16 protein-coding genes and 5 pseudogenes are annotated in these 24,297 nt (G+C 58.8%); 14 read left to right on the top strand and 7 right to left on the bottom strand.

Annotated features, from left to right (window positions below):
* Positions 1 to 62: 62 nt before the first annotated feature.
* Both ACH79_RS38175 and ACH79_RS38170 read left to right on the top strand, forming a co-directional pair.
* Positions 63 to 938 (top strand): host specificity protein, encoded by an 876-nt coding sequence (locus tag ACH79_RS38175; protein ID WP_246738304.1) that lies wholly within the window; start codon positions 63 to 65, stop codon positions 936 to 938.
* A 3,727-nt stretch (positions 939 to 4,665) separates the two neighbouring features.
* Positions 4,666 to 4,968 (top strand): hypothetical protein, encoded by a 303-nt coding sequence (locus ACH79_RS38170; protein WP_202639119.1) that lies wholly within the window; start codon positions 4,666 to 4,668, stop codon positions 4,966 to 4,968.
* 153 nt (positions 4,969 to 5,121) lie between these two features.
* Here ACH79_RS38170 and ACH79_RS38165 read toward each other — a convergent pair whose 3' ends face one another.
* On the bottom strand, positions 5,122 to 5,859 hold the full coding sequence (locus ACH79_RS38165) for a carbonic anhydrase (RefSeq protein ID WP_161856785.1): 738 nt from the start codon (positions 5,857 to 5,859) through the stop codon (positions 5,122 to 5,124).
* Positions 5,860 to 6,311: 452 nt separating this feature from the next.
* Between ACH79_RS38165 and ACH79_RS44515 the strand changes: the two genes are divergently transcribed.
* The 5 genes and pseudogenes from ACH79_RS44515 to ACH79_RS38145 form a co-directional block, all read left to right on the top strand.
* Positions 6,312 to 6,539, top strand: a complete 228-nt coding sequence (locus tag ACH79_RS44515) for a transposase (protein ID WP_246738303.1) — start codon at positions 6,312 to 6,314, stop codon at positions 6,537 to 6,539.
* Positions 6,457 to 7,761 carry an IS4 family transposase gene (locus ACH79_RS38160; RefSeq protein ID WP_246738302.1) on the top strand — a complete coding sequence of 435 codons (1,305 nt, stop codon included), beginning with the start codon at positions 6,457 to 6,459 and terminating at the stop codon, positions 7,759 to 7,761. The genes ACH79_RS44515 and ACH79_RS38160 overlap by 83 nt, the downstream gene beginning before the upstream one ends.
* Positions 7,762 to 7,835: 74 nt before the next feature.
* Positions 7,836 to 8,243, top strand: a complete 408-nt coding sequence (locus ACH79_RS38155; protein WP_161855456.1) for a transposase — start codon at positions 7,836 to 7,838, stop codon at positions 8,241 to 8,243.
* Entirely contained in the window at positions 8,243 to 8,590 is a 348-nt protein-coding gene (gene tnpB, locus ACH79_RS38150) for an IS66 family insertion sequence element accessory protein TnpB (RefSeq protein ID WP_161855455.1), read from the top strand. The genes ACH79_RS38155 and tnpB overlap by 1 nt, the downstream gene beginning before the upstream one ends.
* Before the next feature lie 120 nt (positions 8,591 to 8,710).
* Positions 8,711 to 9,481: pseudogene (locus tag ACH79_RS38145) on the top strand (IS66 family transposase); the annotation flags it as partial.
* A gap of 228 nt (positions 9,482 to 9,709) precedes the next feature.
* On the opposite strand, the pseudogene ACH79_RS38140 reads toward ACH79_RS38145, so the two are convergent.
* Positions 9,710 to 10,713: pseudogene (locus ACH79_RS38140) on the bottom strand (IS110 family transposase).
* A 61-nt stretch (positions 10,714 to 10,774) separates the two neighbouring features.
* Between ACH79_RS38140 and ACH79_RS38135 the strand changes: the two are divergent.
* A pseudogene (locus ACH79_RS38135) lies at positions 10,775 to 10,972 on the top strand (transposase); the annotation flags it as partial.
* 239 nt (positions 10,973 to 11,211) lie between these two features.
* Here the strand turns inward: ACH79_RS38135 and ltrA are convergent.
* Positions 11,212 to 12,288, bottom strand: a complete 1,077-nt coding sequence (gene ltrA / locus ACH79_RS38130; RefSeq protein WP_246738301.1) for a group II intron reverse transcriptase/maturase — start codon at positions 12,286 to 12,288, stop codon at positions 11,212 to 11,214.
* Positions 12,289 to 12,973: 685 nt separating this feature from the next.
* On the opposite strand from ltrA, the pseudogene ACH79_RS38125 reads away from it, so the two are divergent.
* Positions 12,974 to 13,531: pseudogene (locus ACH79_RS38125) on the top strand (IS66 family transposase); the annotation flags it as partial.
* Between the two features lie 263 nt (positions 13,532 to 13,794).
* On the opposite strand, the gene ACH79_RS38120 reads toward ACH79_RS38125, so the two are convergent.
* Positions 13,795 to 13,998, bottom strand: a complete 204-nt coding sequence (locus tag ACH79_RS38120; RefSeq protein ID WP_161855454.1) for a hypothetical protein — start codon at positions 13,996 to 13,998, stop codon at positions 13,795 to 13,797.
* A 41-nt stretch (positions 13,999 to 14,039) separates the two neighbouring features.
* On the opposite strand from ACH79_RS38120, the gene ACH79_RS38115 reads away from it, so the two are divergent.
* A complete protein-coding gene (locus tag ACH79_RS38115) occupies positions 14,040 to 14,285 on the top strand; it encodes a hypothetical protein (protein WP_161855453.1) in 246 nt (81 codons plus the stop codon).
* A 598-nt stretch (positions 14,286 to 14,883) separates the two neighbouring features.
* On the opposite strand, the gene nodS is transcribed toward ACH79_RS38115, so the two are convergent.
* Positions 14,884 to 15,480, bottom strand: coding sequence for a nodulation methyltransferase NodS (gene nodS, locus ACH79_RS38110; RefSeq protein ID WP_161855452.1), 597 nt, complete (start codon positions 15,478 to 15,480; stop codon positions 14,884 to 14,886).
* A 1,038-nt stretch (positions 15,481 to 16,518) separates the two neighbouring features.
* On the opposite strand from nodS, the gene ACH79_RS38105 reads away from it, so the two are divergent.
* The 3 genes from ACH79_RS38105 to ACH79_RS38095 all read left to right on the top strand — a co-directional run bounded on the left by ACH79_RS38105 (position 16,519) and on the right by ACH79_RS38095 (position 19,630).
* Positions 16,519 to 17,703: a PLP-dependent cysteine synthase family protein gene (locus ACH79_RS38105; protein WP_371419325.1), complete on the top strand. Its 1,185-nt coding sequence runs from the start codon at positions 16,519 to 16,521 to the stop codon at positions 17,701 to 17,703.
* Positions 17,704 to 18,991: 1,288 nt separating this feature from the next.
* The gene (locus tag ACH79_RS38100; protein WP_161856783.1) at positions 18,992 to 19,444 is read left to right on the top strand and encodes an N-acetyltransferase; all 453 of its coding nucleotides are present in this window, start codon (positions 18,992 to 18,994) and stop codon (positions 19,442 to 19,444) included.
* Positions 19,445 to 19,486: 42 nt separating this feature from the next.
* Positions 19,487 to 19,630: a hypothetical protein gene (locus ACH79_RS38095; RefSeq protein ID WP_161855451.1), complete on the top strand. Its 144-nt coding sequence runs from the start codon at positions 19,487 to 19,489 to the stop codon at positions 19,628 to 19,630.
* A 208-nt stretch (positions 19,631 to 19,838) separates the two neighbouring features.
* On the opposite strand, the gene ACH79_RS38090 is transcribed toward ACH79_RS38095, so the two are convergent.
* Both ACH79_RS38090 and ACH79_RS38085 read right to left on the bottom strand, forming a co-directional pair.
* Positions 19,839 to 21,188: an IS5 family transposase gene (locus ACH79_RS38090; RefSeq protein WP_161853446.1), complete on the bottom strand. Its 1,350-nt coding sequence runs from the start codon at positions 21,186 to 21,188 to the stop codon at positions 19,839 to 19,841.
* 316 nt (positions 21,189 to 21,504) lie between these two features.
* Positions 21,505 to 23,769 (bottom strand): hypothetical protein, encoded by a 2,265-nt coding sequence (locus tag ACH79_RS38085; RefSeq protein ID WP_161855450.1) that lies wholly within the window; start codon positions 23,767 to 23,769, stop codon positions 21,505 to 21,507.
* A gap of 272 nt (positions 23,770 to 24,041) precedes the next feature.
* Between ACH79_RS38085 and ACH79_RS45310 the strand changes: the two are divergent.
* Positions 24,042 to 24,200, top strand: a pseudogene (locus ACH79_RS45310) (helix-turn-helix domain-containing protein); the annotation flags it as partial.
* Between the last annotated feature and the right edge of the window lie 97 nt (positions 24,201 to 24,297).

Below are 24,297 nucleotides of genomic sequence, written 5' to 3'. Positions count from 1 at the left end.
TGTCTACAGGCCTTCGGATGGGCCAGTACGGTGTAACTTTTGGGATAGGGAGAGCGAACCGCATGGATAGCAGAATCACCGGTTCTTCCAGTCAATTTCCAAGCGCGAGCCAGGCCGATGAATCGGAGCCATCAGCAGATGGCCGAAGGTTTACGGAAACGCTTGCTGACGCGGCGCCTGGTTCGTCCTCGGGGACGACACGGTCGTACTCACTCGTTTCCGAACCTCCCATCGATGAGATTGACAGGAAGTCATTCAAGGAAGAACTGAGAAAGTTTTACGGTGACGACATCAAGCACATAGCCGATAATCCGCTAGAATACTCGGATTTCGTTTCCAACAAGGCTAGGCAAACAGCGATGGTCGCCAGAGCCGCATCTACCGTAGAGGATTCGGACCAGGCGCAATATTTCAGCTACCAATTGGGTGACAAGAGTGTCGGGCTTCTAAAAACCGAAGGTCGACGTCGCATGGCAGGGGAGGCGTGGGAGCGGAACTTTCCGGGACGAAAACACGTCTCGTCCGTTGTCGATCTCCGGGTTACTCATCCGCTCGTTGAGAACGCAGGCGATGTTCTGCTGGAACATCAACTTCGGCTCGACGGCAAGCGGGCGTTGGTCATGTCGCGTCCTGCCACTGATGAGGTGAAGCCCCGTCTAGAGCAGATGGGTTTTGTTTACGTGGGTAACGATGAAGATGACAATGAATATGTGCTTGACCCTAGGCAGCATCCCGACAAGTGGACGCTGAACGAGCAGGGAAAATGGCAGCGGGTGGACAAACCTCAGCTATATCTCTCCAAAGCTGAGAGTAGTGATGACGAAAACGAAGGAAGTGTCGAGGAATATTCGGGTGAAGAATACATCGAAACGGATTCGTCGGGGGACGATCCTTCTTGGTACTTCGAGCAGCTCAATTTAGGCCCGGGGACTGGCTAGCAGACGTCCGGACGGGTGCGGCTTGGCCTGAAAGTGGCCGACTCTCGGAGCGGCATGCACCCGGAAGGGGCGCTCCAACGGGAGCGCCCGCCACGCGCGGGTGTGCTCCCCATGCGGGGCGCGAGCGGAATAGGCTGAACCGGCAGCGGTTCAGGCTTTCCGGCAGAGCAGCCCTTTGGAATCCTAGTCAGCTGCTCTCAGCGGCTTCTTGCGTTATCTGGCAACGCTCTGGGATTCGAACGCTCCGCAAGCATGGACGTGTTGCGCGATTCTGGAAGGGCGCTTCGCTGGGCGATCAATTGAGGTGTGCCTCCTCATGACCGAGCAACGGGCCAAGCCGAATGTCGCTGCCGCCTATACGATCTGCGGTCTGAAGGACATTAAGCAGGCGCGCTACGGAAGGAGCAAGGAATGAATCAGACTGGTCTATATCGATGAAAAACACCCACGCGTGATGCACCAGACGCGCTGTTCGTCGATCGATACCGCCCAATTGTCTGGAGACTTTCGGCATCGAGCCGAAGAGGGGGCGCTGCTCGGAGCTCCGCTTGCTGCGCCTCATCCGGACGTCATCTTCACGGATAGCGAAATGTCTTGCCGTCGCTGCTGATCTTAGTGCTCGCCAGGACGACATTTCGCGATGCTCCGCCTGCACGTTTTCGTTCAGTGGACCGGTTATCTTCGATTGCTTTCAAGTAAGCATCGTTGCAGCAGTCCTTGAGTATGTTCGCAATACGAAGCCAAACTTGCGAGCAGAACCGTGTCAAAGGGCAATTTGAACATTGGTCTGCTCATCAGTAAAGCGTCTCAGGCGAACATCCGACGCAAGCGCAAGGGGGGCAATTGCCGATATCTTACAGCCTACCGCCTGTGTGTGTTGGCGCCGCCGCTTGCTGAATCGCTTCACCAGCTGTTTAGCGCTTGGATGATGAGCGATTTCCGACTGAGGCTTGGGGGAGCCTATGGCTCGTCCGGCCACTTGCCGAACCGTTCACCCGGTTTGCGGGGCTGCGCTGTGTAAAGAGAGAGAAGGCCGTCTCGAAAAATTCGGCCTGCTGATCATCCGATGGTCGCATTCTGCTGGGGTGCCTGCCCATTCCAAACGATAAGGCCAGCATCGGAATTCGACGGCGAGATCAAGCTCCGAAACGGTCGCCTTGTGATCAGGCGTTCAACGGGCTCATTCCATGTGCCGGCCCTGACTGTACTGGAATAAAACTGGTTCCGGCGGCGCGTTTGCGGTCGTCGAGGGTTTCTAGCCTCGTCGCGAAGCGAGCCGCAACCACGTGTTTGCGGCAAGCTTCGAAAAGGAATGGGGATATGGTGAGCTAAAAAAGGAAAGATCTGGTGCTGAAACCAAACTCGAATGCGGAAAGTACCATTGTGACCTTATCCGTACGGAAACGTATGCGTTTTTCTCAATAAAAGGTGACGGAGATGGCTGAAAGTTTATCCTGGCCTCACGGGGAGGTGCTTTACCGGCCCGACGAATGCCGAGCGTCCGCTTGCATGTGTTTGCCGGTATTGGAACTGGAAGAAGAGAGATGATCTGCATCTGCGGTTTGCTCAGCAGTTTGTTCGAAACCAAATTCATCAGCGAGGCAAAGCAGGGGACGTGAGAGCACAAGTTCTAGAAAAACTCGAAGCCGGCCGCGTACGACATGGCCAATTCGCCAGCGCGCCGGGATCAGGTCCTTGCGGCCTTTTCTTTGTTCAGGGCCCTTGTGGGTGCAGACTCAGGATAGTCGGACTTGTTCGCCCAGGGTGGGAGCATGTCTCCGTCTCCACGCCGCGACGTTGTCCGAACTGGGAGGAGATGTGCTTCGTCAAAGACCTGTTTTGGGATGAAGAGGAGTGCGTGATGCAACTGCATCCGCCTCATTCGCAATACGTGAATAACAGCCGGTACTGCCTGCATCTCTGGAAGCCGACTCGTCAGGACATTCCAGTGCCACCGGCTAGCTTCGTAGGCGTCGTCGGGCTTGGACCATCTGAAACGGCGATATTGCTTGCACAGATTGGGGGGCTATCGTGAGAGCCGTGTTACTACAACGAATCGGCTCCTCCAACATGGGGCGCCGCCGCACGTATCCGGTACGAACGACGACTGCAATGCAGGGAAAACTCTCTTCGAGACATCTAAGAGGTTTGTTGGAGTGTGTTCGGGGAGTTTTCCAGATCTCTTCGGCTGATCAACAATGCCCGGAACTCACGCGAAACGATATCGTTGCCGTCGGGAAACTCGTCAGCTTGAAGTCAGCTCGCGTCCTTAGGGTGCCGATCCGTCAATCGGCGCTGAATGATAGCCGTATCACGCATCGAGAAGAGCAGCGGGTTATAGCGAGCATGTCTGGCTCTACGGAGTACACGGCACGTGTGGATTGGGTGCCGTCCTGGTTGCGATTGGTCTTGGATGTAGCCGCATTGTGCTGTGTGGCGTGCCTTTTGATGACGACCGTTATAATGACGAGCCTTTTTGGTGGCGTACTGCTTTTGCTTCATCTGATGCGGCGGGCTCGGTCGGTGCAAATCGCAACGTCTCTTGTGGAAGGTGGACCAGATCGCTTTCGAGCGAAAAATGAGAAGCATGTCGCACCGAACCAAGAAATGGGTGACGCCCACAAAGTCGACCCGTAGCCTCAGGAGAATAGGTCGAGTAGGACCCGAAGTAGTCGACTGCCTGAAAGCAGCAGATTGCGCCACATGCGATGCGCTCCTGCTTGCAAGAACGGGGAAACGGGTTCGAGCCTCTGGACCGGCGAGCAGGTCAGCCGACGCCGTTGCACTGCATCAATAAGGCGCGCCGGAGGAGGGTAGCTGTCAAAGAGAGAGTATACTCATCGCAGTGTGCCTCAACACTGAGTACAGTCGAGATCCATCCGGCATACGGTCAATGAGCTAGGGCGTGGCTGCATCGTGGGCGCAGACTACACGATTAAGGATACTCATGTTCTCCACGCCAGTATCGCTAAGAAGCGTGGCAGGAATCTACTGCTGGTTCCGCTCGATGTCGCCCACCATTCCGGAATGATCTGGCCCACCGTCCCGATTTGATGTCGCCCACCATTCCGAGATGATCCCGCCCGCCATTCGGGGATGATGTCGCCCGGGGTGACGAGGCCTCTTGTGACTCGATACGGTCCCACCTTTCAGCTTTGCGGGGGGGGGGGGCCTGGATGCCGACGGAGAGGTTTGCGATCCGCCACGCGCGATGTGATCAGACTGAAGTTGGTCGGGATGACGACCCGTGGGATTGCGCGGCGGGTGGGGACGGCGCCTTCGACGGTGCGGTTGACGATCAACCGGTTCGGAGGCGGCGGGGCTGACCTGGCCGTTGCCCGAAGACGTCACCGACGCGGTTTGAAAGGGGGACGCCCCGTTCCCCCGTTCGAAATGAAACAATGTGCGGTGCCCTGTTTGATCATCGTATCTGCCAGATGCGCGCGGCCTTTCACCGCATGCGTCCCCCTTTTTCCAGGAGCTGGAGGAGATCAAACAGGAGGCGGACGACTTCAGCGAAGGGTCGATGCGGGCACGAAGATGCGCGAAAGCTTTACGTGCTTCGCCGAGATCTGTTCGAGGGTGATTTCGACCCCGACTCCATTCATCCAGCAATCGCTAAGCAATTCGTGAATATCCGATTGGGCCGAGAAGGTGATGCTGACCGGCGACAACGCGGAAACACTATTTCCAGTGGTTCAGAACTCTCGACCCAAATAGCCGCTCAATGGGGATGGCCAAAAAGCAAAGCATTCCGAGGCGGCTGTTCAAACACCGCGCGTTCAATAATCTCACACTCGATACGATCATTGCGAACAATCTGTTTTATGCCGATCCGAGCACATTCAATGATCCGTTCGACGCTCGGCCGTCGCTCAACACCAATCTTCCTGCCACAGATCTTGAGCGCGCGTTACGCCAACTCGTCGATCGGCGAGCGGAGATGAAAGCCGCGGCGAAGACAATCAGGTACAAAGGTCCGAAAACCCTGGATCGCAGCGGAGCGAAATGGCGCGATCAGGTTGGCTGAGTACGAAAAGCCGCAACTGAAGCTTTGCGGCCCGTAAACGTGTTTAGGACTACGGAGAGCCAAGAACCTTCTGCTCGTGGCCATCTCGCGCGCCGAATCGCAGGGTTGTCGGTCGCCCGCGGCCGCGCGAGAAACGGCCCGTTGTTGGAAGTGTCAGCTCAGCAGCTCGACGCTGCCGGTGTCGAGCCGATAAAGAGCGCCGACGACCTTCAGCTTATTCTGCTCAACTGCCGCGTTCAGAATCGGGCTTGCCGATTTCAGCTTATTGACGTTGTCCACCACATTTTGCCGGATCGCGTTGGCGAGTGCATCCCCGCTTTGCTGCGATGACGCCTTGACCGCGGGTGCAAGTGCGGCGATCAGGGACGGGATGTGCCCCGGCGGCGGCTTGTCGTCTTTCAGCGACTGGATCGTAGCATCGACGGCGCCGCAGCGGTCGTGGCCGAGCACCAGGATCAGCGGCGTATTTAGTACCGCAGCGGCATATTCCATGCTCGCGACCGTGTCATCGTTGGCGAAATTGCCTGCAACGCGGCAGACGAACAGATCGCCAAGTCCACTGTCGAATGCAAATTCGGGCGCAATACGCGAATCGGCACAGCTCAGGATCGCGGCATGTGGATTTTGCCCACCGATCAAGACTTCGCGTTCGTGCTTAAAACCGTGGCACCGCGACGCGCCCTGGACATAGCGTGCATTGCCTTCCATGAGTCGCTTCAGTGAAGCGTCCGGCGAGAGCACGTTGTCGGGCTTGGGTGGTGCTTTCGCCTCCTTGGCGTCAGCAATCCTGTCGCCAAGCAGCACGCCAACAGCCGAAGCAGCGAACAACATTAGGGAACGCCGAGACGGCGCGAGCAGGTGAGGTAGATTCGAAGAGCAGTTTTCACACATAGTTTTCTTAGCCTGTGCAGTTACAGCGTCTGCGAAGAGCGCATGAATGTGCTTGTAAGGTGTATGGACTACGAGAAAACGTCGCGCGTGGCGAGCCGTTTTGGTGGGCTTGATGCCCGCACTGGACAGACGAACGCTCAATGGCATCGGCCGCTGTTTGCGCAAGAAACGCGCCGCCAGCAGATAACTTCGAGGCGCGATTCAGTTGCCTTCAGGGCGCAATGGAAGTCGTATCGCGCAGTTGAGGCGTCCGCCTTGGGTAATTCTCGATCGGGTCGAGCCAGCACAACGGCGGCAATATCCGTTATGCCACAAAGCCGAAGTGAAATGTACGCATCCGGTGGCGCTTACGACTACCCACATTTTTTTGAGGTGCACTGAGCCGAAAAACTTGAGTCGCTAGAATCGCTTGTGATTCTTTGATGGGCACCTGATTCGAGAAGAGGTGCTCTATGGGACTGACTTCACGCGCCCGGGATGAGAAGGCGCATCGGTCGGCGTCTGACGCGGTGACCTGGTTTGACCGTGAAGCTGCGCTGTGCGAATTCCAGGACGCTCGGCTTGGCGAGAGATTTCGCATGCTGCTGAAGCAGATTGGTGGAGACGTCGGCCAGAGCATTCCTATGGTTTGCCAAGACTGGGCGAATACCAAGGCGGCCTATCGTTTCTTCTCCAAATGAACGAGTAAGCGAGGCCGACATCCTGTCTGGTCATTTTAAATCGACGCGGGAACGCATCGCGGCTGCGAAGGGACCTGTTCTTGTTCTGCATGATACGACCGAATTCACCTATCAAAGGGAGCGCCCGGATCTGATCGGGATGATTAAGCGCATCCCCAAAAGCAACTCTCGAAGATTGGACGGAAAACCCCAAACGTACACGACATGCGGAATATTGATGCATTCGAGCCTTGCGGTGACCCTCGATGGGCTTCCACTGGGGCTCAGCGCTGTGAAGTTCTGGACCAGAAAGAAATTCAGAGGGGTCGCTGCGCTCAGGCGCGAGGTCAACCTGACACGGATCCCCATTGAAACCAAGGAGAGCATTCGGTGGCTGGAGAACCTCAAGCAATCCACGGAGCTTTTCGAGAAGCCATCGCAATGCATCCATATCGGTGATCGTGAGGCCGATATTTATGAATTGTTTTGCGCCGCCCAAGAGGTTGGAACGCATTTCTTGGTAAGAACCTGTGTCAATCGCCTGGCAGGCGATGGCGATCATACCGTTGCAACGATAATGGATGAGGTCTTGGTCAAAGGTCTCCACCGGATCGAAGTCCAGGATAGCAAGGGCAATCCAGATCAGGCTGTTCTTGAAATCCGGTATCGCAAAATCCGTATTCTGCCACCGATAGGCAAGCAGTCGCGGTATCCAGCTTTGACTTTGACGGTGATCCACGCTGATGAAAGAGGAGCGCCAAAGAACAGAAAAAAGATTGAATGGAAACTCCTGACCGATCTTCCGGTGCAATCGCGCGGGGATGCGATCGAGAAACTCGAATGGTATTCCCTGCGATGGAAGATCGAGGTCTTCCACAAGATACTCAAATCCGGCTGTAGGGCAGAGGACTCGCAACTGCGGACTGCTCAGCGATTGACGAATCTGATCTCGGTATTCTGCGTTGTGAGCTGGCGCATTTTTTGGATGACGATGCTCAATCGTTCAGCGCCAAATGCTTCACCGGAATTTGTGCTGACCAAAGCTGAAATCCAATTGCTTGATCGGCTCGTCAAAGACAAGAATCCAGTCAGCACACAACGAAAAACATTGTCGCATTATCTCATCAAGATCGCCAGGCTCGGCGGCTATCTCGCCCGCGCCAACGATCCGCCACCAGGGAATCTGATCATGTGGCGCGGATTATCGCGATTCATCGATATCGCAACGGGAGCAAAACTCTGACTCAAAAATGTGGGTAATCGTAAGCCGGTGGCGGCCACCTTGCCGAATGAGGCGCGGTGTTGAGAACTGTCCTTATGGACAGTGATAGGCGCAGTGCCCAAGTCGAACGGCTTGAAGTGGTGGAGACCGGCCGGCGGCGCCGCTGGTCCGAGGACGAGAAGCGCAAGATAGTCCTGGAGAGCTTACAGGCGCCGCGCCAGGTTGCGGCGACGGCGCGGCGATACGGCGTTTCGCGCTCGTTGCTACTGCGTTGGCGACGGTTGTTTCGCCCTGAGCCGAAGGATGCCGCCGCGCAACAAATGGGCTTTGTACCAGCGAGGGTGGTCCCGGACTTGGGGGCGACGCCTGGTCCAGTCGGTCCGGCCAGCAGCGGGGCGATCGAGATCGAGTTTGCGGCTGGGGCTCGGATGCGGATCACCGGCACGGTCGACGCGGCGATGCTGAAGGCCGCGGTCGCGGCACTGGCCGATGGACAGCGGTGATGATCCCCATTGCTTCGGGCGTGCGGGTGTGGATTGCGACTGGCCACACCGACATGCGGCGCGGCATGAACTCGCTGGCGTTGCTGGTGCAGGAAGCCTTTAGGCGCGACCCCCACGGCGGCGACCTCTACGTGTTCCGTGGCAAGAGCGGCAAGCTGATCAAGATCCTTTGGCATGATGGGCTCGGCATGTCGCTTTATGCCAAGCGACTGGAGCGCGGCCGCTTCCTCTGGCCGTTGTCGGCCGATGGCGTGGTGACCATCACCCCAGCCCAGCTTGGCTACCTGCTTGAGGGCATCGACTGGCGGATGCCGCAACACACCTGGCGCCCGCAGGCGGCGGGCTGATCGCCGGGATTTGAATCGATCATCGATCGGTAGTTCGGACACGGCGTCTGTATTGTGATTCTCTGGTCGGCGATAGGCGCCGATGATTCTCTCCCCGACGATGTAACCACGCTGAAGGCGATGCTGCGCGCCGAGCGCGCGGCCCGGTTGGCCGCGGAAGCGGAGGCGCAGGCGCGGATATTGCTGATCGAGAAGCTCAAGCTCACGATCAAGAAGCTGCGGCACGAGCAGTTCGGACAGTCCTCCGAGCGCGGCGCATTGCTGGACCAGCTCGAGCTGCAGCTCGCCGATCTCGAGGAGAACGCCGCGCAAGCCGAGACGGCGGCGCAGATGGTAGCCGAGAAGATTGCGGTGCCATCGTTCGAGCGCCGCAAGCCAGCCCGCCGGCCGCTGCCGGAGCATCTGCCGCGGGAGCGCCTTGTGTATCCAATGCCTGCGACCTGCCCATGCTGCGGCGACAACCGATTGCGCAAGCTCGGCGAGGATGTGACCGAGACGCTGGAGCTCGTTCCGCGCCAGTGGAAGGTGGTCCAGCACGTGCGCGAGAAGCTCGTCTGCCGGGCCTGCGAAGCGATCAGCCAGCCGCCGGCTCCGTCGCATCCGATTGCACGCGGGCGTGCGGGACCCAGGCTGCTGGCCCATGTCCTGTTCGCCAAGTACGGCCTGCACCTGCCGCTCAACCGTCAGAGCGAGGTCTATCATCGCGAAGGCATCGACCTCGACGTCTCGACGCTCGCGGACTGGGTGGGCGCCTCCGCGGCAACCCTGATGCCACTGGTCGACGCGATCCGGAGCCATGTCTTTGCGGCCGAACGCATCCACGCGGACGACACCACGGTACCGGTCCTGGCCAAGGGCAAGACCCGGACCGGCCGGCTCTGGACCTATCTATGGACGGTCCCCGCTGTGCAAGGCCATTTGCTTTGTTCCGGCTAACGATCGTTTGCAGCTATCTATCCGGCTTTATGGCGTTGCCACGAGCCTTGATGAGATCCGCGGATCGGCGTCCAATTATGTTGGCGAGCTCGAGACTCGATAGGTCCAACGGGCTTAGCCGACCCCGGTCCGACCGGTTGCCATCACTCTGCTGTTGCCCTCGCAAACGGAACCGTGCTCGACTTATGCTCGCGCGCGGTAATCTTCACCATTGGCCATGATCGCCCAAGCGATCCGGGCAGTTTTGTGAGCAAGCGCGACTGTCACCACGTTGAATGGACGCCTGCCTAGCAACTCTGTTATCCAGGTATTTGTCACCCGATGGATACGGACGCGATGAACGGCTGCTCTAGCGCCATGTATCAACAATTTGCGAATGTATCCGTCGCCGCGCTTACTGATACCGCCCAACCGCTCCTTGCCCCCGGTCGAATGCTGCTTTGGTACTAATCCAAGCCAGGCAGCGAAATGCCTTGCCGAAGCGAACTGTTGTGGATGGTCGACAGATGCCGCCAGGGCGGTGGCAGCAAATGGGCCGATGCCAGCCATCTTCATGAGACGCCGACAGACTTCATTGTCTTTGGCAGTTGCAAGGATCATCTTCTCGTAGCCTTCAATGTGAAGCTCAAGGTCTTCGATCTGATCGACAAGGATTGACAGGGCGCTGCGCGCGCTCTGTGGAATGCGCTCGTCAACGTCCACGAGTGTCATGAGCTCTCTCGCGTTCGCTTTTCCCTTTCCGGCCACGATGCCCAACTCGCCCAAATGACCACGCAGAGCATTTATCGCGCCTGTGCGTTGTCGAATAAGCAAGTCGCGCGTGCGATGTAGCATCAAAATTCCTTGTTGTTCGACACTCTTTACGGGGACGAAACGCATGCCAGGTCGTTGGATGGCTTCCCAGCACGCCTCCGCATCAGCGGCATCATGCTTGTTTGTCTTCACGTAGGCTCGCACGTAGCGAGCCGGCATAAGACGTGCTTTGTGTTCAAGCTTTATTAGTTCACGAGCCCAATGATGAGCGCTGCCGCAAGCCTCAAGACCAACGAGACAACTTGGAGCCGTGAAAAGAAATCGAGAACCTTCCCGCGGGCGAGCTTCTTGCGGATAATTTCTCCATCCGCCGTAATCCAGTGGATTTGAAACCAGCTCTTCGAGATATCAAGCCCGATTGTCATCATAGCCATAGCTCGTTCTCCTTCTGGGTGCTCTTTTGCAGCTTATCAGGGCGGGGACCGTCCATCTCATTATGTGCGCGACGACCGCCCGTTTGCCGGTCCCGATCCGCCGGCGGCCGCGTTCTTCTATTCGCCGGATCGTGGTGGGGAGCATCCGGAGCAGCACCTGGCGGGTTATGCCGGGCTGATGCAGGCGGATGCCTATGCCGGCTTCGGCAGGCTCTACGAGGCCAATCGCAAGCCAAGTCCGATCATTGAGGCCGCGTGCCGAGTAGGCGGGGATGTTGCCATCCCCGCCCCTCACAGACCCGGACGAGCGGATTACCCGCATCCGGTTCTTCACGCGTAAGCTTCGCTCACGGAGCGGCATATTGGTGGACGATCTTGGCTGGCGGCAGCGGATGTCGCGCGAGCATGGCCCGGAAGCGTGACCACGGCAGATTGCTGTGGCGGCCACGCCGTGCGAGCCATTTCTTCCATATCCGCGTGAGCTGGTGGTGATACCATCTAATCCGTCGGCCGTTTCCGGAGATGCCGTAGTAGGCGCAGTGCCCCCGGATCACCCGTGACAGATGGGCGTGCTGTTCCCGGAACGGACGATGCAGGTTGAGCCGACACCATTCCGTCACGGAAGCCAGCGCGCGAGCATAACGGTCTTTTGCCGTTATCTGCCGGACCACATTCTTGACCCCACACATGGGTGAAGCCAAGGAAGTTAAATGTGGTCCCCGCCGTCGCAGGATGACGCCCATCAGGGCGTTTGAACCGGAAGTCTACGAAGCGGGTCTTGGTCGGATGGAGTTGAAGTCCGTACCGACTGAGCCGCTTACCCATCACATTCAGCAATCGCTTGCCGGACAGATGGTCCTCGAAGGCGATCACCGCGTCATCAGCGTATCGAACCAGAAGGCACCGCCCCTTGAGCCGCGGTCGTGCCACCTGCTCGAACCATTCATCCAGCACGTAGTGCAGGTAGATGTTTGCAAGCAGTGGCGAGATCACGCCGCCTTGGGGCGTTCCACCAGTCGTGCGGCGCAGGACGCCCTTTTCGAGCACCCCCGCCTTCAGCCATTTGTCGATCATCCTCCGGACGACGCCGTCCGTGACTCGCTGATCGAGGAATCGGCGCAGGTGCGCGTGGTCGATGGTGTCGAAGTATTTCGAGATATCGACGTCCACCACCCAGCGCAGCCCTTGCTCCATGAACCCATTACGTAGCGCGTGCAGGGCCTCATGGGCCGACCGTCCCGGTCGGAAGCCGTACGAGCACGGCAAGAAGTCCGTCTCGTAGATCGGCTCCAGCAGCAGGAGAATCGCCCGCTGCGCCACCTTGTCTTCCAATGTCGGGATACCCAGTGGCCGTTCGGTGCCATCTGCTTTCGGGATATAGTGCCGTCGCACCGGCGGCGCGACGTATCGGCCGGATTTGATGCGCGCCAGGAGATCATCAAGATTGACCTCCAGGTTCGCCTCATAATCGGTCGCCGTCATGCCGTCGATGCCGGGCGCGCCATCCTTGCGCGTCAGGCGATAGGCTTCGAGCATCCATTCACGGTCGATCAGGTGATGCAGCGAGGTCAGCACCCGCTCGGGATGTTTCCTCGCCAGATCGGCTATCCATTGTCGTTTCGTGGACAGGTTTGCAGGACTCAGCGTTCCCTCCCGTGTTTCTCGTCAATGGTCTTAACGCGTGGCGACTCCCTTCCCTCCAGTGGGTCCCGGTAAGCCCAGTTCCCCGCCTTCCTCAGTACTACGAAGCCGCTACGACTTCCCGCTGCGCATGTCCGTCAGCTTATGTCTTCGCCTCCGGATTCCACATGCCTTGGTGTTTCGTGTTCGCATGCGCGCTCCCGATGCCCGCCAAGTCGGGACACCAGGCCTGGAGCGTTGTTGAGGCCGGTGCTCCGCGCCAGCTTTCCATGTGGACACCAACGGGATCTCTCAGGTTTCCTGGTGACCCATCCCGCACCTTTGCCCTGCTCGGAGACCCCGGCCGAACCGATGAGCCTGGCCATAGCGGCTTTCCCGGTGCTGCCCCCGGACCCAACACGGCGAAGGCTTCAGCACGACCATGATTTCGAGGCTTGCCACAGGGCTTTGGTACCCGCTGTCTACGCTTCACGAGCGACGTTGCCGTCACCCATGCAAGACTCGCTTCCGGCTGGCGGGCTCCGCCTTTGCCGGGAGGGCGTCGAACCCTCTGGGTCACGATGAAAGGTTTCAGATCACATTCTTCCTCCTTTCCAGGACTTATCCTGACGCAAGCTGGGCGCACGGCCGGCGCAAGTTCTTCGATCTCGCGCGGCTCAGCAAGGCACCGATCGCGGCCGAGGCGATCAAGCGCATCGACGTACTGTTCGCCATCGAGCGCGAGATCAACGGTCTCGCGCCGCAAGAGCGCCTGTGCGTGCGCCAGGAGCGCAGCCGTCCCCTGATCGTCGAGCTTCAGGCGTGGTTACACGAGCAGCGCGCCAGTCTCTCCAGGAACAGCGACACGACCAAGGCGATCAATTACTGCCTCAGCCGCTGGGATGCCTTCACCCGCTTCCTCGATGACGGTCGCCTGTGCATGTCCAACAATGCCGCCGAGCGCGAGCTACGGGCTGTCGCCGTCGGCAGAAGAAATTGGACCTTCGCCGGCTCCGATGAGGGCGGACGCCGTGCGGCGGCGATCTACACCCTCATCGCCACCGCCAAGCTCAACGACATCGATCCGCAGGCTTGGCTCGCCGACGTGCTGGCGCGCCTGCCGGATCATCCCGCCAGGCGCATCCACGAACTCCTGCCTTGGAACTGGCGCCCGCAGAGCGTCGCTCACGCCGCCTGAGCGCAATCGGCTATCCGCCCAAAGCGACCTGACCAGGGGCCGTCGCCGGATGCGTACAGTGAAATCGGAGCGTTGGCGCCAGCGCGACGGGGCATTGTGGGTTGATGGCACTGCCGTGACTCCCGAGCCAGAGTCTAGAACCGTGCGCGACGAACTCAGTGACTGACCATAGGACACGATAAAGAAATCCGCGTCGCGCCGATCGCGAAGATGGATGCGGACGCGCTGATCACGCGCTGCATTACTGCAAGACGCTCAACGATTCATTCCTTGCGCTCGGCCTCTTGATCCGCGAGCTGGCTCGAAGGCGCGATGACGTTTTGAATAAAAGCCACATTCGAGGGCTGGTACGCGATATGCCATGGAATGTATTTGCCGAGTTGAACCGGCTGGTATTCTTGGAAACGTAGCCGCGCAGTAGCAGGAACCCGCGCGCTCTCGACGCACTGCGGATGATAAAACAGCATTAACGGCACCCAACCGGGCGATCTGTCGCGCGGCTGCCTTCGTGCTGACCGGGATCAAGTTGAACAAGAGCTTGCTGCGATTGCCCAACGGCTCGATCACGCAGGTGAAAGGCAAGAAGGGCGCGGTTCATTTCGCCAAGACTGGCGGCTCATGCTCAGGGCAGGGCGTGCCGCTCGATGGCCAACAGCTGCGATATATCGACTTTCCCATTCCCGAGGCGCGTGCGGAGCAAGTATGCGGAGATCGAGCGGCGTGGCAGGGGCATGTTTCGCGGCATTGCGGGTAGCAAGCAGGCGATGGCCGAGGTCCCCTCGGCACAGCTGCGCGGCAGCGGCGACCGCCACGCCTCAGTGAGTTGATCTGGGCAATGCCCGCGCGCTGAAGTTCTTGGCGGTGAATATGACAAGACACCTTCAACCTGGACGTCGCCGCCCCATCGGCTAGAAAACTGTTTCTCGCGAATGAATCGGCTCAAGGCATTAGGACCAACCGGAGTAAGCCTATAAGAAAAGGTAGTTGAAGTACTGCTGCTTGCACGGCACCTCACTTGGTCCGGAAGGACCTGCATGACTGACGCCCGGGCAACTTATCAGCCGGAATAAGGTTTGAACGTGGAGCGCTGAACATGACGATCTTCTTCTTGCTCTTGGCCGATTTCCCGTTGCCGTTGCCGGTCCGGGTCCCCCTTTTCATAGCCAAGGTGATCAGTCAGCTCCGCACCAGGTCCCTCAATCAGCGTCTTCCTCAGCTATTTGAAAAGCCCGTCCGCACCTGTGAGGTCTTTAGGCTTAGTTAGCAAGCAGTGATCCAGTAGTTCAGGTGTAAACGTCGTGACTCACAGAAACCTGCTTACACACTCGTTCTGACACCCTCCTGAGCCGGTATCAATTCGGCCGAAAGCAGGAGATCAAGCAGTCTTCGTTAGCCGACTGACCTTGGCAACTCACTCGCTCGACTTCGACCAACGATTCCTTCAACATGAGGATGCAAGTCTCAGCCCCAGCGGCATGGCCCCAACGTCTGCAGTTGGTATCTCGGGCTGACCCAAAAACCAGCTGTCCATCTGGCGCCAGCATCTGCACCAACTTGCGGATAGTCGCACGCATGTCGGTCAGGCCTCCAAGGTAGTAGAGGACTTCGGCCAGTACGATCAAATCAAACCGCTCGACGGTCGAAAATTGCTGAACGTCCGAAGCTATCCAGGTTATGTGCGACCACCGTTTCGTCCGCAGGCGAGCTCGAGCAATCGCTTGCGGCATAACGTCGATGACTGTGAGCCGTTTGCAATGAGGTGCTAGTATTTCCGTAAATGCGCCAGCCGCGCACCCGACCTCGAGGGCGTGGGAAATCACTCCTTGCGAGCGCGATAGCCGGAGCATTTGCGAGTGACGCTCGCGTTCGAATGGATTACCGTCGAGCCTCCACGGATCATCGGCGGCTAGTTCCTGCTCTAACGATTGATATTTGCTGTCCGAACTCATGATTAGCCTACCTACTGAGAATGCACGATCGGGTGCCCGCGCGTATGCTGTCAAACGAGACCAGCCTCGAAGAACTACGCGAAAGCTCCGCCTCCCTGGGTCTACCGACCATTGAAGAGCCTCCAGTCCAGCTTTTCGCAGACCTCATGAGCACACCTCTTCAGTCCCAATCCAGTACCGCGCATACCAGGACGCAGCTGGGCAATCGTCCGTTCGTGCTTGCCCATCATCGAGCAACTGTGTTTAAACGAACAATTCGTTTCACACGCATTTTCCTGATTGATGGTTGAGTTAGCTGGCGTCTGACTATGGCGATTGCGGCAAAGTTAGTAAAATCTATTGTTTTGATGGAAGGTATCCATTCCGATAATGGTTCGCGAAGAACGCGTTCGCGTTAAGCGCATGATGAGCCGGCCGCCTTGACGTAGCAGCACATGCTAAAAAGCCCCCACGACGTTGGTCCTGCGAAGTTCCTCGCCGGATATCGAATGCCTCGAAACGTCAGACGCAGAGCTGGACGCGCTCGAACACTGCTCGCGGCGAATCGGGATCGAGCCGATACCGCTGCTTGATGAAGGCCAGCGGCGGCTCCGCCGATGATCGCATCAGTTAACCGCTCGACACGATCCGATTTTGTATAGACTGGATCGGAGGCGCCCATCAAACATGACTAGAGCTAGGTTCAGAATGCTCGAGAGGAATCCGAGTCGTGCAGCGTTTCGGCTGGTGCCGGCCAAAATTAGGTGCGGCATAACTTATTGGAGGAAGGCGAGGTGATTAAATCAATTCGTCAGAATTCTGACGTTCGACTGGCGGCACGAGCCGGGTGTCCCATGACAAGAACTGCAGGGATCAGAAAGACGAGCGAAAATGCGATGCGTCGTCACGTGTCGTGCCTCGATGGACCCGGAAATCTATGCGAACACTCGATGCAGCGCTTCGTGGCAGTCTGGGAGCCCTCCATGCCGCTCGGAAGTTGGGCGTCGGGCATCAGAGCGACCGTGGCAATGCGACTTGATGTGCAAAGAGAATTATTTCATGCTAGACGCTATGTCGATCGGGCGCACGTCTTTCAGTCGCAATGACTCGAGCTTGCCGAGCTATCGGCGTGGCTGGGTGGACGAGGCCGTGGCTGCGATCGAGGCCGAGCAGTGCCGCACGGCCGATACGCACCTAACTCGGCTGATCGTGCCGGCTCTCGCCGGCATTGACATCTATTTGAAGGACGAGTCGACCCATCCGACCGGCAGCCTGAAGCACCGATTGGCTCGCTCGCTATTCCTCTACGCGCTCTGCAACGGACAGATTCACGAGGGCACGCCAGTCGTCGAGGCCTCGTCGGGGTCCACGGCGGTGTCAGAGGCCTACTTCGCGCAGATGATCGGCGTACCCTTCTATGCGGTTATGCCGCGGACGACGTCGGCCGAGAAGATCGCTGCGATCGAGCATTATGGCGGCAAGTGCCATCTGATCGACGACGGCCGCGCGCTCTATTCCGAGGCAGCGGCGCTCGCCACCCGTCTCAACGGACATTACATGGACCAGTTCACTTTCGCGGAGCGGGCGACGGATTGGCGTGGCAACAACAACATCGTCGAGTCGATCTTCACCCAATTGAAGGGCGAGCCGCGCCCTGTGCCGGACTGGATCGTGATGGGAGCCGGCACTGGCGGCACCTCGGCGACCATCGGGCGTTATTTGCGCTATCGTCAGTTTCCAACGCAGCTCTGCATTGCCGATGTCGAGCATTCCGCCTTCTTCGACTGCTTCCGCTATCAGGACCGCTCGCGAACTTGCGAGCGTCCCTCGCTGATCGAAGGTGTCGGCCGGCCCCGCTGTGAGCCATCCTTCGTTCCGACCGTGGTCGACCGCATGATGAAGATCCCGGATGTTGCGACGATCGCGGCTATGAACGTGCTGTCGCGTCGCCTGGGCCGGCCGGTCGGCGGCTCTACCGGCACCAACTTCTTCGCACTGTGCCGGCTGGCTTCGGAGATGTGCAGCGCCGGCCGAGCGGGATCGCTGGTGACGCTGATCTGCGACTCGGGCGAGCGCTATCGGCAGACCTATTACAAACCGGAGTGGCTAAAGGCGCGGGACATCGATCCTACGCCCTATGAGGCCGAGTTGATATTCTTCCTAGAAGCCGGACATCTGCCCGGATTCTCGATCGCAGACGTGACGAATCCGTTGAATGCCCGAGGTGCAGCGGAACCACGCTGATCGAAAATTACACCTCGTCTGCACCGGCGTCAGATTTTTCAAATCGCATCGGTTTGGTAGGCGAGTGCCCGTTGGTTCGGAACCAATCAAAGTGTGGCACATCCGACGCGATTCTAACGGGTGGCCTCCACCTTGGTGAGTGACGCTCTATAGCTGAGCTAAGTGTGCATCTCGTATTTCTTGCACATTTGCTGCAAATATGAAGCGACGAATAACGCTCTCGCAAGTCTTCGAATTGCGAGCTTTCAAAATTCTTCTTTGCGCCAAATGGTTCGACACGTGCATTCGCAGGGCAAGCGTCTGGGCTGTCGTCGCGGAACTCGCTTTCCATGCCCCGTTAGAATTCGGGCAGGGGGATTCGTACAAGACCCGCGATGCATCCCGGGCTTCGAGAGCTGCGCTTCACCCGCACTTGGAGGCGATCGAGCGTTGATACCCTTGCTCTACGAAATGCGCGTCAAGGCCATTCAGGAGCATGATGGACGAAAGTGTATCAGTGTTGATGCTTCAAGGACACCCGTCCATTTAACGACAAATATCGAGACGAGTTTCCTTTCGGCGCGGTCGACGCAAATCTCAACTTCAGGCCCAGAACTATCACACCCAGCCCAGCGGCCGACCGGAGACAATTCTGGGCCAAGCAAGCATTGCCCGCACCTAGAATGACACAACTTTATCGATTCCTTCTTATTTCCTTCTCGACGCACTCCGAAAGTTCAGAGACGAAGAGGAAAGCCGGTAAGTTAATACGTCGACTTCATCCATTGGATGAATGTTACGACGGAGATCATGGGGTCGGCATCGCGGCCCTGGAGAGCTTGCCGAGGTTGCTTGGCGCGAGAAGACGAGGCGCGCCGTCCGCTTCGAACAACGGCACCATCCGACTGAGGGCAATAGATATGCGGCTTTCGTTGTTGGCACGTGTTTTGAATGTCGGGCCCTACCAGAACAGCTCAATGGGAGACGAGGATGATAGGTTATAAGATCGTGTGAAAGATCGTTGGTCATCTGCGATCTCAACGTGCGACATTTGCTAACCTGGACGCCCGATGCATCCGACGAAAGCCTGTGTCGTGTATCCTTCTTTCGTTCAGAGCCATTTGTCCTGCACACTTGTAACTCTGACGTCTAGATTGAGAGCTGGAAATCTCATATGCTAGCGGAGTCGGACATCAAATGTACGAACGCAAACAATCGCGCAAGCACAGTCTGGACAATTGTCCTCGGCTTTGCCGCCGATCCGTTGATGCGCTGGAGTTGGCCTGACGCAAGGCGATACATTCAGAGCATGCCTCAGTTCATCAACGCCTGTGGCGGACGAGCATTCGAGCATGGCACAGCGTACGTCACGGGAGGGGTTCGCGCCGCGGCCCTGTGGCTCCCTCCCGGCGTACAACAAGATGAGGCGGCGCTGGACGAAATCATGGCGCAATCCCTGAGCCCGGGGATTACCGAGGATATGGCACACCTGCGGCGGGGAATGGCCGAACATCATCCGCCCGAGCCACATTGGTATCTGCCTCTCATTGCCACCGATCCCAACTGTGCCGGACAAGGGCTTGGCACATTGCTAATGAAACACGCTCTTCAACGATGTGATGAGGAGGGCGTTACCGCGTATCTCGAAAGTTCGAATCCCGAGCACATTCCCTTTTATCAACGCCACGGCTTCAAGGTCATTGGTGAGATACAACATGGCTCTTCGCCGCCGCTCACGCCAATGTTGCGAACGGCTAGCTAGCTCGAAGCGTTGGCCCACCGCTTTGGGGATAGCCATCTAGCCGTGCTGCGGCCGCTGCTGACGCTCGGTCGCACGACTCAGGCCGTCTATGACAGCAAGCGCGCCGATTTCCAGAAGATCTACGCCCAGCTTACGCACAGAAAGAACCGTCCAAAGGCGGCCACAAGCATCATTACCTCGCGTTGAGCCAGCTCGGTCCCACATTTACCCAGCTTATTTCCAGGGCCATCACGATCGATACTTCACACTGCGCGATGGCGCGGGTCTGTTTATGAATGTTACGACAGTTGCTGTAATGGATAAGGCGGCCTTTGGCATGGCGGGATAAACCGGGATGGCCAAAGAAGATTTACTTCATCGATGCGAGTGCGTCGGCCGTGAAGAACGCCGGATTTCAACTCGGGACGAATTGAAGTCGGACCGTGAGCTGGGCGAGGAACTGGCGCAACAAGAGCTCGAGCCAGCGGATGAGACGCCGGAAGTTGTAGCCCGCTGCGGCGAGAACGGCATTGGCGGCATCGCCCTGGCGGTGCCACAGGTAGTTACGCCCCATGCGATGCTCGGATTTGAGATGGCCGATGACCGGCTCGACGGCGGAACGCCGGCGCAGCTCGCGTTTGATCTTTGGCGTCACCCGCCGCTTCTGGCCTGAGATGAACACCCTGAACTTGTAGTCGGGTGGCGCATTGTGGCCGCGATAGCCTTTGTCGAGAACGAGGCGCTCGATGATGTTGCCGATCAGCACCTCCATTTCCGGGATCACGATCTTGAGCGTGTGACCATCATAGGGGTTGCCGGGCAGCGCCTTCACATGGGTGACGAACTGGCCGCCTTTGGCGTGCGATAGCGTGGTGGCGACGGAGACCTTGACCCCGAACTCGTAAGGCCGGTGAGCCTTGCCCTTGCCGATGCACTCCACCTCCGGCGCGTGCAGCGAGTAGACCTTGGGGCCCCGCTGGCGCTGCTTCTGGTCGAGCACGCATCGCGCCAGCGCCAGCATGCGGTCGAGCGCGACCCCATCGAACAAGCCGACGTTGCCGTCGAGCTTGCGGGCGATGTCGCGGATGACGCGGCCGAGATAGGTTCGCAGCGTCCTCAAGGCCCGATTGGCGCGCTTGAACTGCTTGGCATGGGCATAGCGCTGGTGCTTGATCAGGGCAAACTTGCCGACTCGCCCATAGGACTGACGCAGCTTGATGCCGGCGCCCTTGGCTAGCCGAACCAGGATCTCGCGGGCCCGGTTCAAGAGCCGCGCATCGGTTGGGAACATCACGTTCTTGGGCTGCACCGTGGTGTCGACGATGACCCGATTGAGGTCGGACGGCTTGATCGCCTCGGTCTTGGTGGCGACCGCAAGGCTCTCCTGCAGCAGGGCTTGCAGCTTCTCCTCGCCCATACGCTGGCGCCAGCGCGTCAACGAGGAGCGGTCGAACACCAGGCGGTGCTGGAAGAACTCCTCGCCGCAGAAGAACTGGTAATAGGGATTCTCCACCCAGCGCTCGCATAGCACCTCGTCGGAGAGGTCGTAGGTGTGCTTGAGGATGGCCAGGCCCGCCATCAGCCGTGTCGGCAGCGGCGGCCGGCCCGGCTTGTCCTCGTAGACCGCGCCGAACCGCTCTTCGAGGAACGACCAGTCGATCGTCCGCGCCAGCTTTACCAGGGCATGGTTCAAGTCGATGATCGCGTCCAGCCGCGAGCGCAGAAGATCGGCTTGGCCGCCGTCGCGTCGTTCCTTTGGCTTCATCGTTCCCTCCGGTCCACCGAAGGAATCATGACCCGCGATTCGACGGAATCCTCAAAAGCAAAATTGCAAGCTTTTGGGCCCCCAAAGCCCGAAAGCTTGCAATCTCAAAACGCCTCTCGCCAGAAAATTCGACTCCCGCTCAATGGCTTGGAAGTTCTTCACGCACGACGAGTGCGCTGATTGCCGCATAGTACGAGCGCTATAAACCGAAGCGGAGGCTTTCAGTCTACCGGGTGCTAAAGGCCCATGACCTGATCACGGTCCGATGGCATCGATTTCGGACGTCAATAGGCACTCTATCGCGAGAGGCCCCTAACTACATCCCGTGTCGAGCGGCCTGCGTCGACCGGTGCTCCGCCTCAGCAAGCGGATAGCGTGGATGGCCGCTAAGCACTGTGCTCAACAAGGACTTACAGAACGCAGGCGTAAGCTTGCCGCGGTGGACCACGACATTCTCGTGACCCGTCGCAGCCCGGGCGTTCTGCCATTGCCGATTGTAGCCGCGCTGTTCATTGGACTTGACGTGGCAAGCGGCGAACTCGGCGTCATCTAGCGTCGCCAATTGCCGCACAAGTACCGGCCGGTTCGTGTGGATGTGCACCCACATCGGACTCGGCGTCGCACCATTGCTCAGCGCCTTGGGTTGGAGCTTGAACTCAAATAGCGTCCCTGGCTCGCCCTTTAACGGGCGCGGTACATCCGCAGGCGCCAACTCCCCGGCCGCCTGCAAGTATTCAAGGTACTTCTGCGACGGAAAGGCGTAGGTCTTCATGCAATCAATAATAGTCGTGGCCTTTCGCTCTTTCGCAGCCTTGGCCAGCCCCAGCGCCTGGGACGACATCATGTTGAGCCGGACTATTTTGTCGTGTATCTCGGGCACTTGCGCAGGCGTGAGTAGGCCGCTTCGACGAGGCTCCTCCAACGCGGCCACGCAGGCCTGCATCTCGGCCGCCTGCATCTGCAGGCGCTCAACCACGGTGTCTACGACGTGGTCGGCGTCTTCGGGTTTCATCTGGCGCGCTTGCGAGACGGCCCTTTGCTGTCCAGCCAGATCGAATTGCAAAAGTTCGTCCAAGCGCTTGAGTAATGGCGTCAGCGCCTCAATCGACGGCGGGGCCTGCCAGATAGCTAAGTGTGCCGCCGCCGACGATGACGCCCTTTGCGCCTCCTCCGCGCTCACCAGCTTCTTCGTACCTAAATCCGAGAGCACGAGAACTTTGGCTGCTGGCGCTGTGGCCTTGTCGGCCGTAGCGAGCTGTGGCTGCATCCTCCCGGCCGCTGAACTCCCGGCGCCCTCGGCCGGCGTGCGCTTGCCTCTGCCCTTCCTGCGCGTTGTTGAGCCTTCGGCCACTACAGCCCTGCCGGTAGTGTTGGCCGGTATCGCAGCCCCAGCGTCGGCCGGCGGTGTAATAATGGCTGGGGTCCTCGGCTGCAGTGACAAGAGGCGCTTGGCCTCATCCGCGGTGACCCACGCACCTTCCACAATCTCGCCCAACAGTTCCAATGGGAGGTCGGCACCTGTTCCGAGAGCGCTTAGATTTCCGACGACGTCGTGCAACGCCAACGCAAATTCCGAAAGGCGCTCCATGACGCCTTCCAGAACGGCGCAGTGCTCTGCGTCCAGCGCGCGTCCTTTGTTTAGAACAGCGCCGCGCGTCGAGACGAATGCCGGGAAAACATCATCGACGAAGGTTCCCAGCAGACGCACCTGCCCGTTCTCATCCATGAGGATTTTCCTCACGGCTGGTTCGAGCGCGCTCGCCTGCGGCTCAATCATGACCTGCGCGAGAGCGACCCGCGATTGCAGATGCATGCACTTCGTATACAGTGCCCAGCCGGTGTGCAGCCGCAGTGCGGCCTCGTCGGCCTGCCGCATATCGTCCGTTGTAGTTGGTAAAGCGGCAGCGGCTTCGCAAACCGACTGCATCCGTTCCGAGCGCAATGCCTTCTTTCCCCACCACTCCATGCAGGCCCAATAGCGGTTCGCCACACTGGAAACCGCTCGGCGCAGCTGGTCGGAGGGAGGGTTGGATTGGACTATCCGGTCGAGCACGGTGGCCGCACTCTTCCTGCTCTCCTCCAAGGCGTAGATAGTCGGGGTGGCCAGCGTGTTGCATTTGTTCGCCGCATCGAGCGCCTCGTCCCGGAGTCGGCGAGCCTGATCGTCGGACAGAATGCTACGCGCTACATGCGGGGGCAGGCTCGCGCGGTACTCCAGAAGTTTTGAGCTTGCCTCGACGAGTTGATCGAGCAGCTCTTGCTCCGTCGACGAGTTCTGCGCTTGCTTGGCCGCCTTACGGCAAGCGTCAAGTTCCTCAAGCAGGCGACCCATTTGTCGCTTTGTTGCCTTGATCTCGTCGCCTGTCGAGGAAATGGGGACTGCCATACCCGAAGTGCGCGGCTGGCTGGCAACGGGCGCGCTTCTATCTTGCGGCCCAGAGCGCATCCGCTTCACGACGGAAGTGAACCGGTGGCTGCCTTCCCCAGCGGCAAGACTTGAGTCCGAGCGCAAACTGCTCAACGTGCTGTCGGCGCCATCAGCTCCAACGTGCGATTTGCCAGATGGGCCAATCCCCGTCATATTCCAACCTCCGATACAGGCGAGAATGCGCAGGCTATCTAGGTAGACGGCCTGGCTGACAATTAGCTGACGGAGTGCATTCTCCCGGATGCACAAAAAGTCCGAATCACCTCCAAGTCCATGGAAGATGCCGGGTTGCTAGTCTCGCGAATATAAGTTCGCAATCGTAGCTTCGTGTCGCTGTCCGAAAGAGCGCTGGCAACAGCGGCGGAGGTCTGATCGCGGTCCAGCCACTTGCGCCCTTGATACAAAGCGATGACGAGCGTGCCGAAATGAAATCGCTGACAATGCGGCGAAAGAACGCGCTAGCGCTGGCTCTGAGAGCCCGGATCGTGCTGACCTGCGCGGAGGGCGGTCAGAACGAGGAAGTGGCGGCCAAGTTGGACCTGGACACGCAGACAGTAGGCAAATGGCAGCATCGTTTCGTGAAGCGGCGCGTGGCCGGGCTGCACGACGAGCCACGTTCCGTGGCGCCGCGCACGATTGACGATTCTCGCATCGACGCGGTGGTCGTGCGGACGCTGGAGA

The organism is Bradyrhizobium sp. CCBAU 051011 (genome assembly GCF_009930815.1).
GTDB lineage: Bacteria > Pseudomonadota > Alphaproteobacteria > Rhizobiales > Xanthobacteraceae > Bradyrhizobium.
Note: the sequence above shows the minus strand (reverse complement) of the source record. Positions and strands in the feature narration are given on the sequence as shown.

Bases quoted from the DNA above. Each gene is read 5' to 3' on its own strand.
- ACH79_RS38105 (WP_371419325.1), top strand. From the start codon at position 16,519: ATGCTAGACGCTATGTCGATCGGGCGCACGTCTTTCAGTCGCAATGAC.
- ACH79_RS38100 (WP_161856783.1), top strand. From the start codon at position 18,992: ATGCCTCAGTTCATCAACGCCTGTGGCGGACGAGCATTCGAGCATGGC.
- ACH79_RS38170 (WP_202639119.1), top strand. From the start codon at position 4,666: ATGGGGATGGCCAAAAAGCAAAGCATTCCGAGGCGGCTGTTCAAACAC.
- ACH79_RS38120 (WP_161855454.1), bottom strand. From the start codon at position 13,998: ATGCTGTTTTATCATCCGCAGTGCGTCGAGAGCGCGCGGGTTCCTGCT.
- nodS (WP_161855452.1), bottom strand. From the start codon at position 15,480: ATGAGTTCGGACAGCAAATATCAATCGTTAGAGCAGGAACTAGCCGCC.
- ACH79_RS38085 (WP_161855450.1), bottom strand. From the start codon at position 23,769: ATGACGGGGATTGGCCCATCTGGCAAATCGCACGTTGGAGCTGATGGC.
- ACH79_RS38175 (WP_246738304.1), top strand. From the start codon at position 63: ATGGATAGCAGAATCACCGGTTCTTCCAGTCAATTTCCAAGCGCGAGC.
- ACH79_RS44515 (WP_246738303.1), top strand. From the start codon at position 6,312: ATGGGACTGACTTCACGCGCCCGGGATGAGAAGGCGCATCGGTCGGCG.
- tnpB (WP_161855455.1), top strand. From the start codon at position 8,243: ATGATCCCCATTGCTTCGGGCGTGCGGGTGTGGATTGCGACTGGCCAC.
- ACH79_RS38155 (WP_161855456.1), top strand. From the start codon at position 7,836: ATGGACAGTGATAGGCGCAGTGCCCAAGTCGAACGGCTTGAAGTGGTG.
- ACH79_RS38165 (WP_161856785.1), bottom strand. From the start codon at position 5,859: ATGTGTGAAAACTGCTCTTCGAATCTACCTCACCTGCTCGCGCCGTCT.
- ACH79_RS38090 (WP_161853446.1), bottom strand. From the start codon at position 21,188: ATGAAGCCAAAGGAACGACGCGACGGCGGCCAAGCCGATCTTCTGCGC.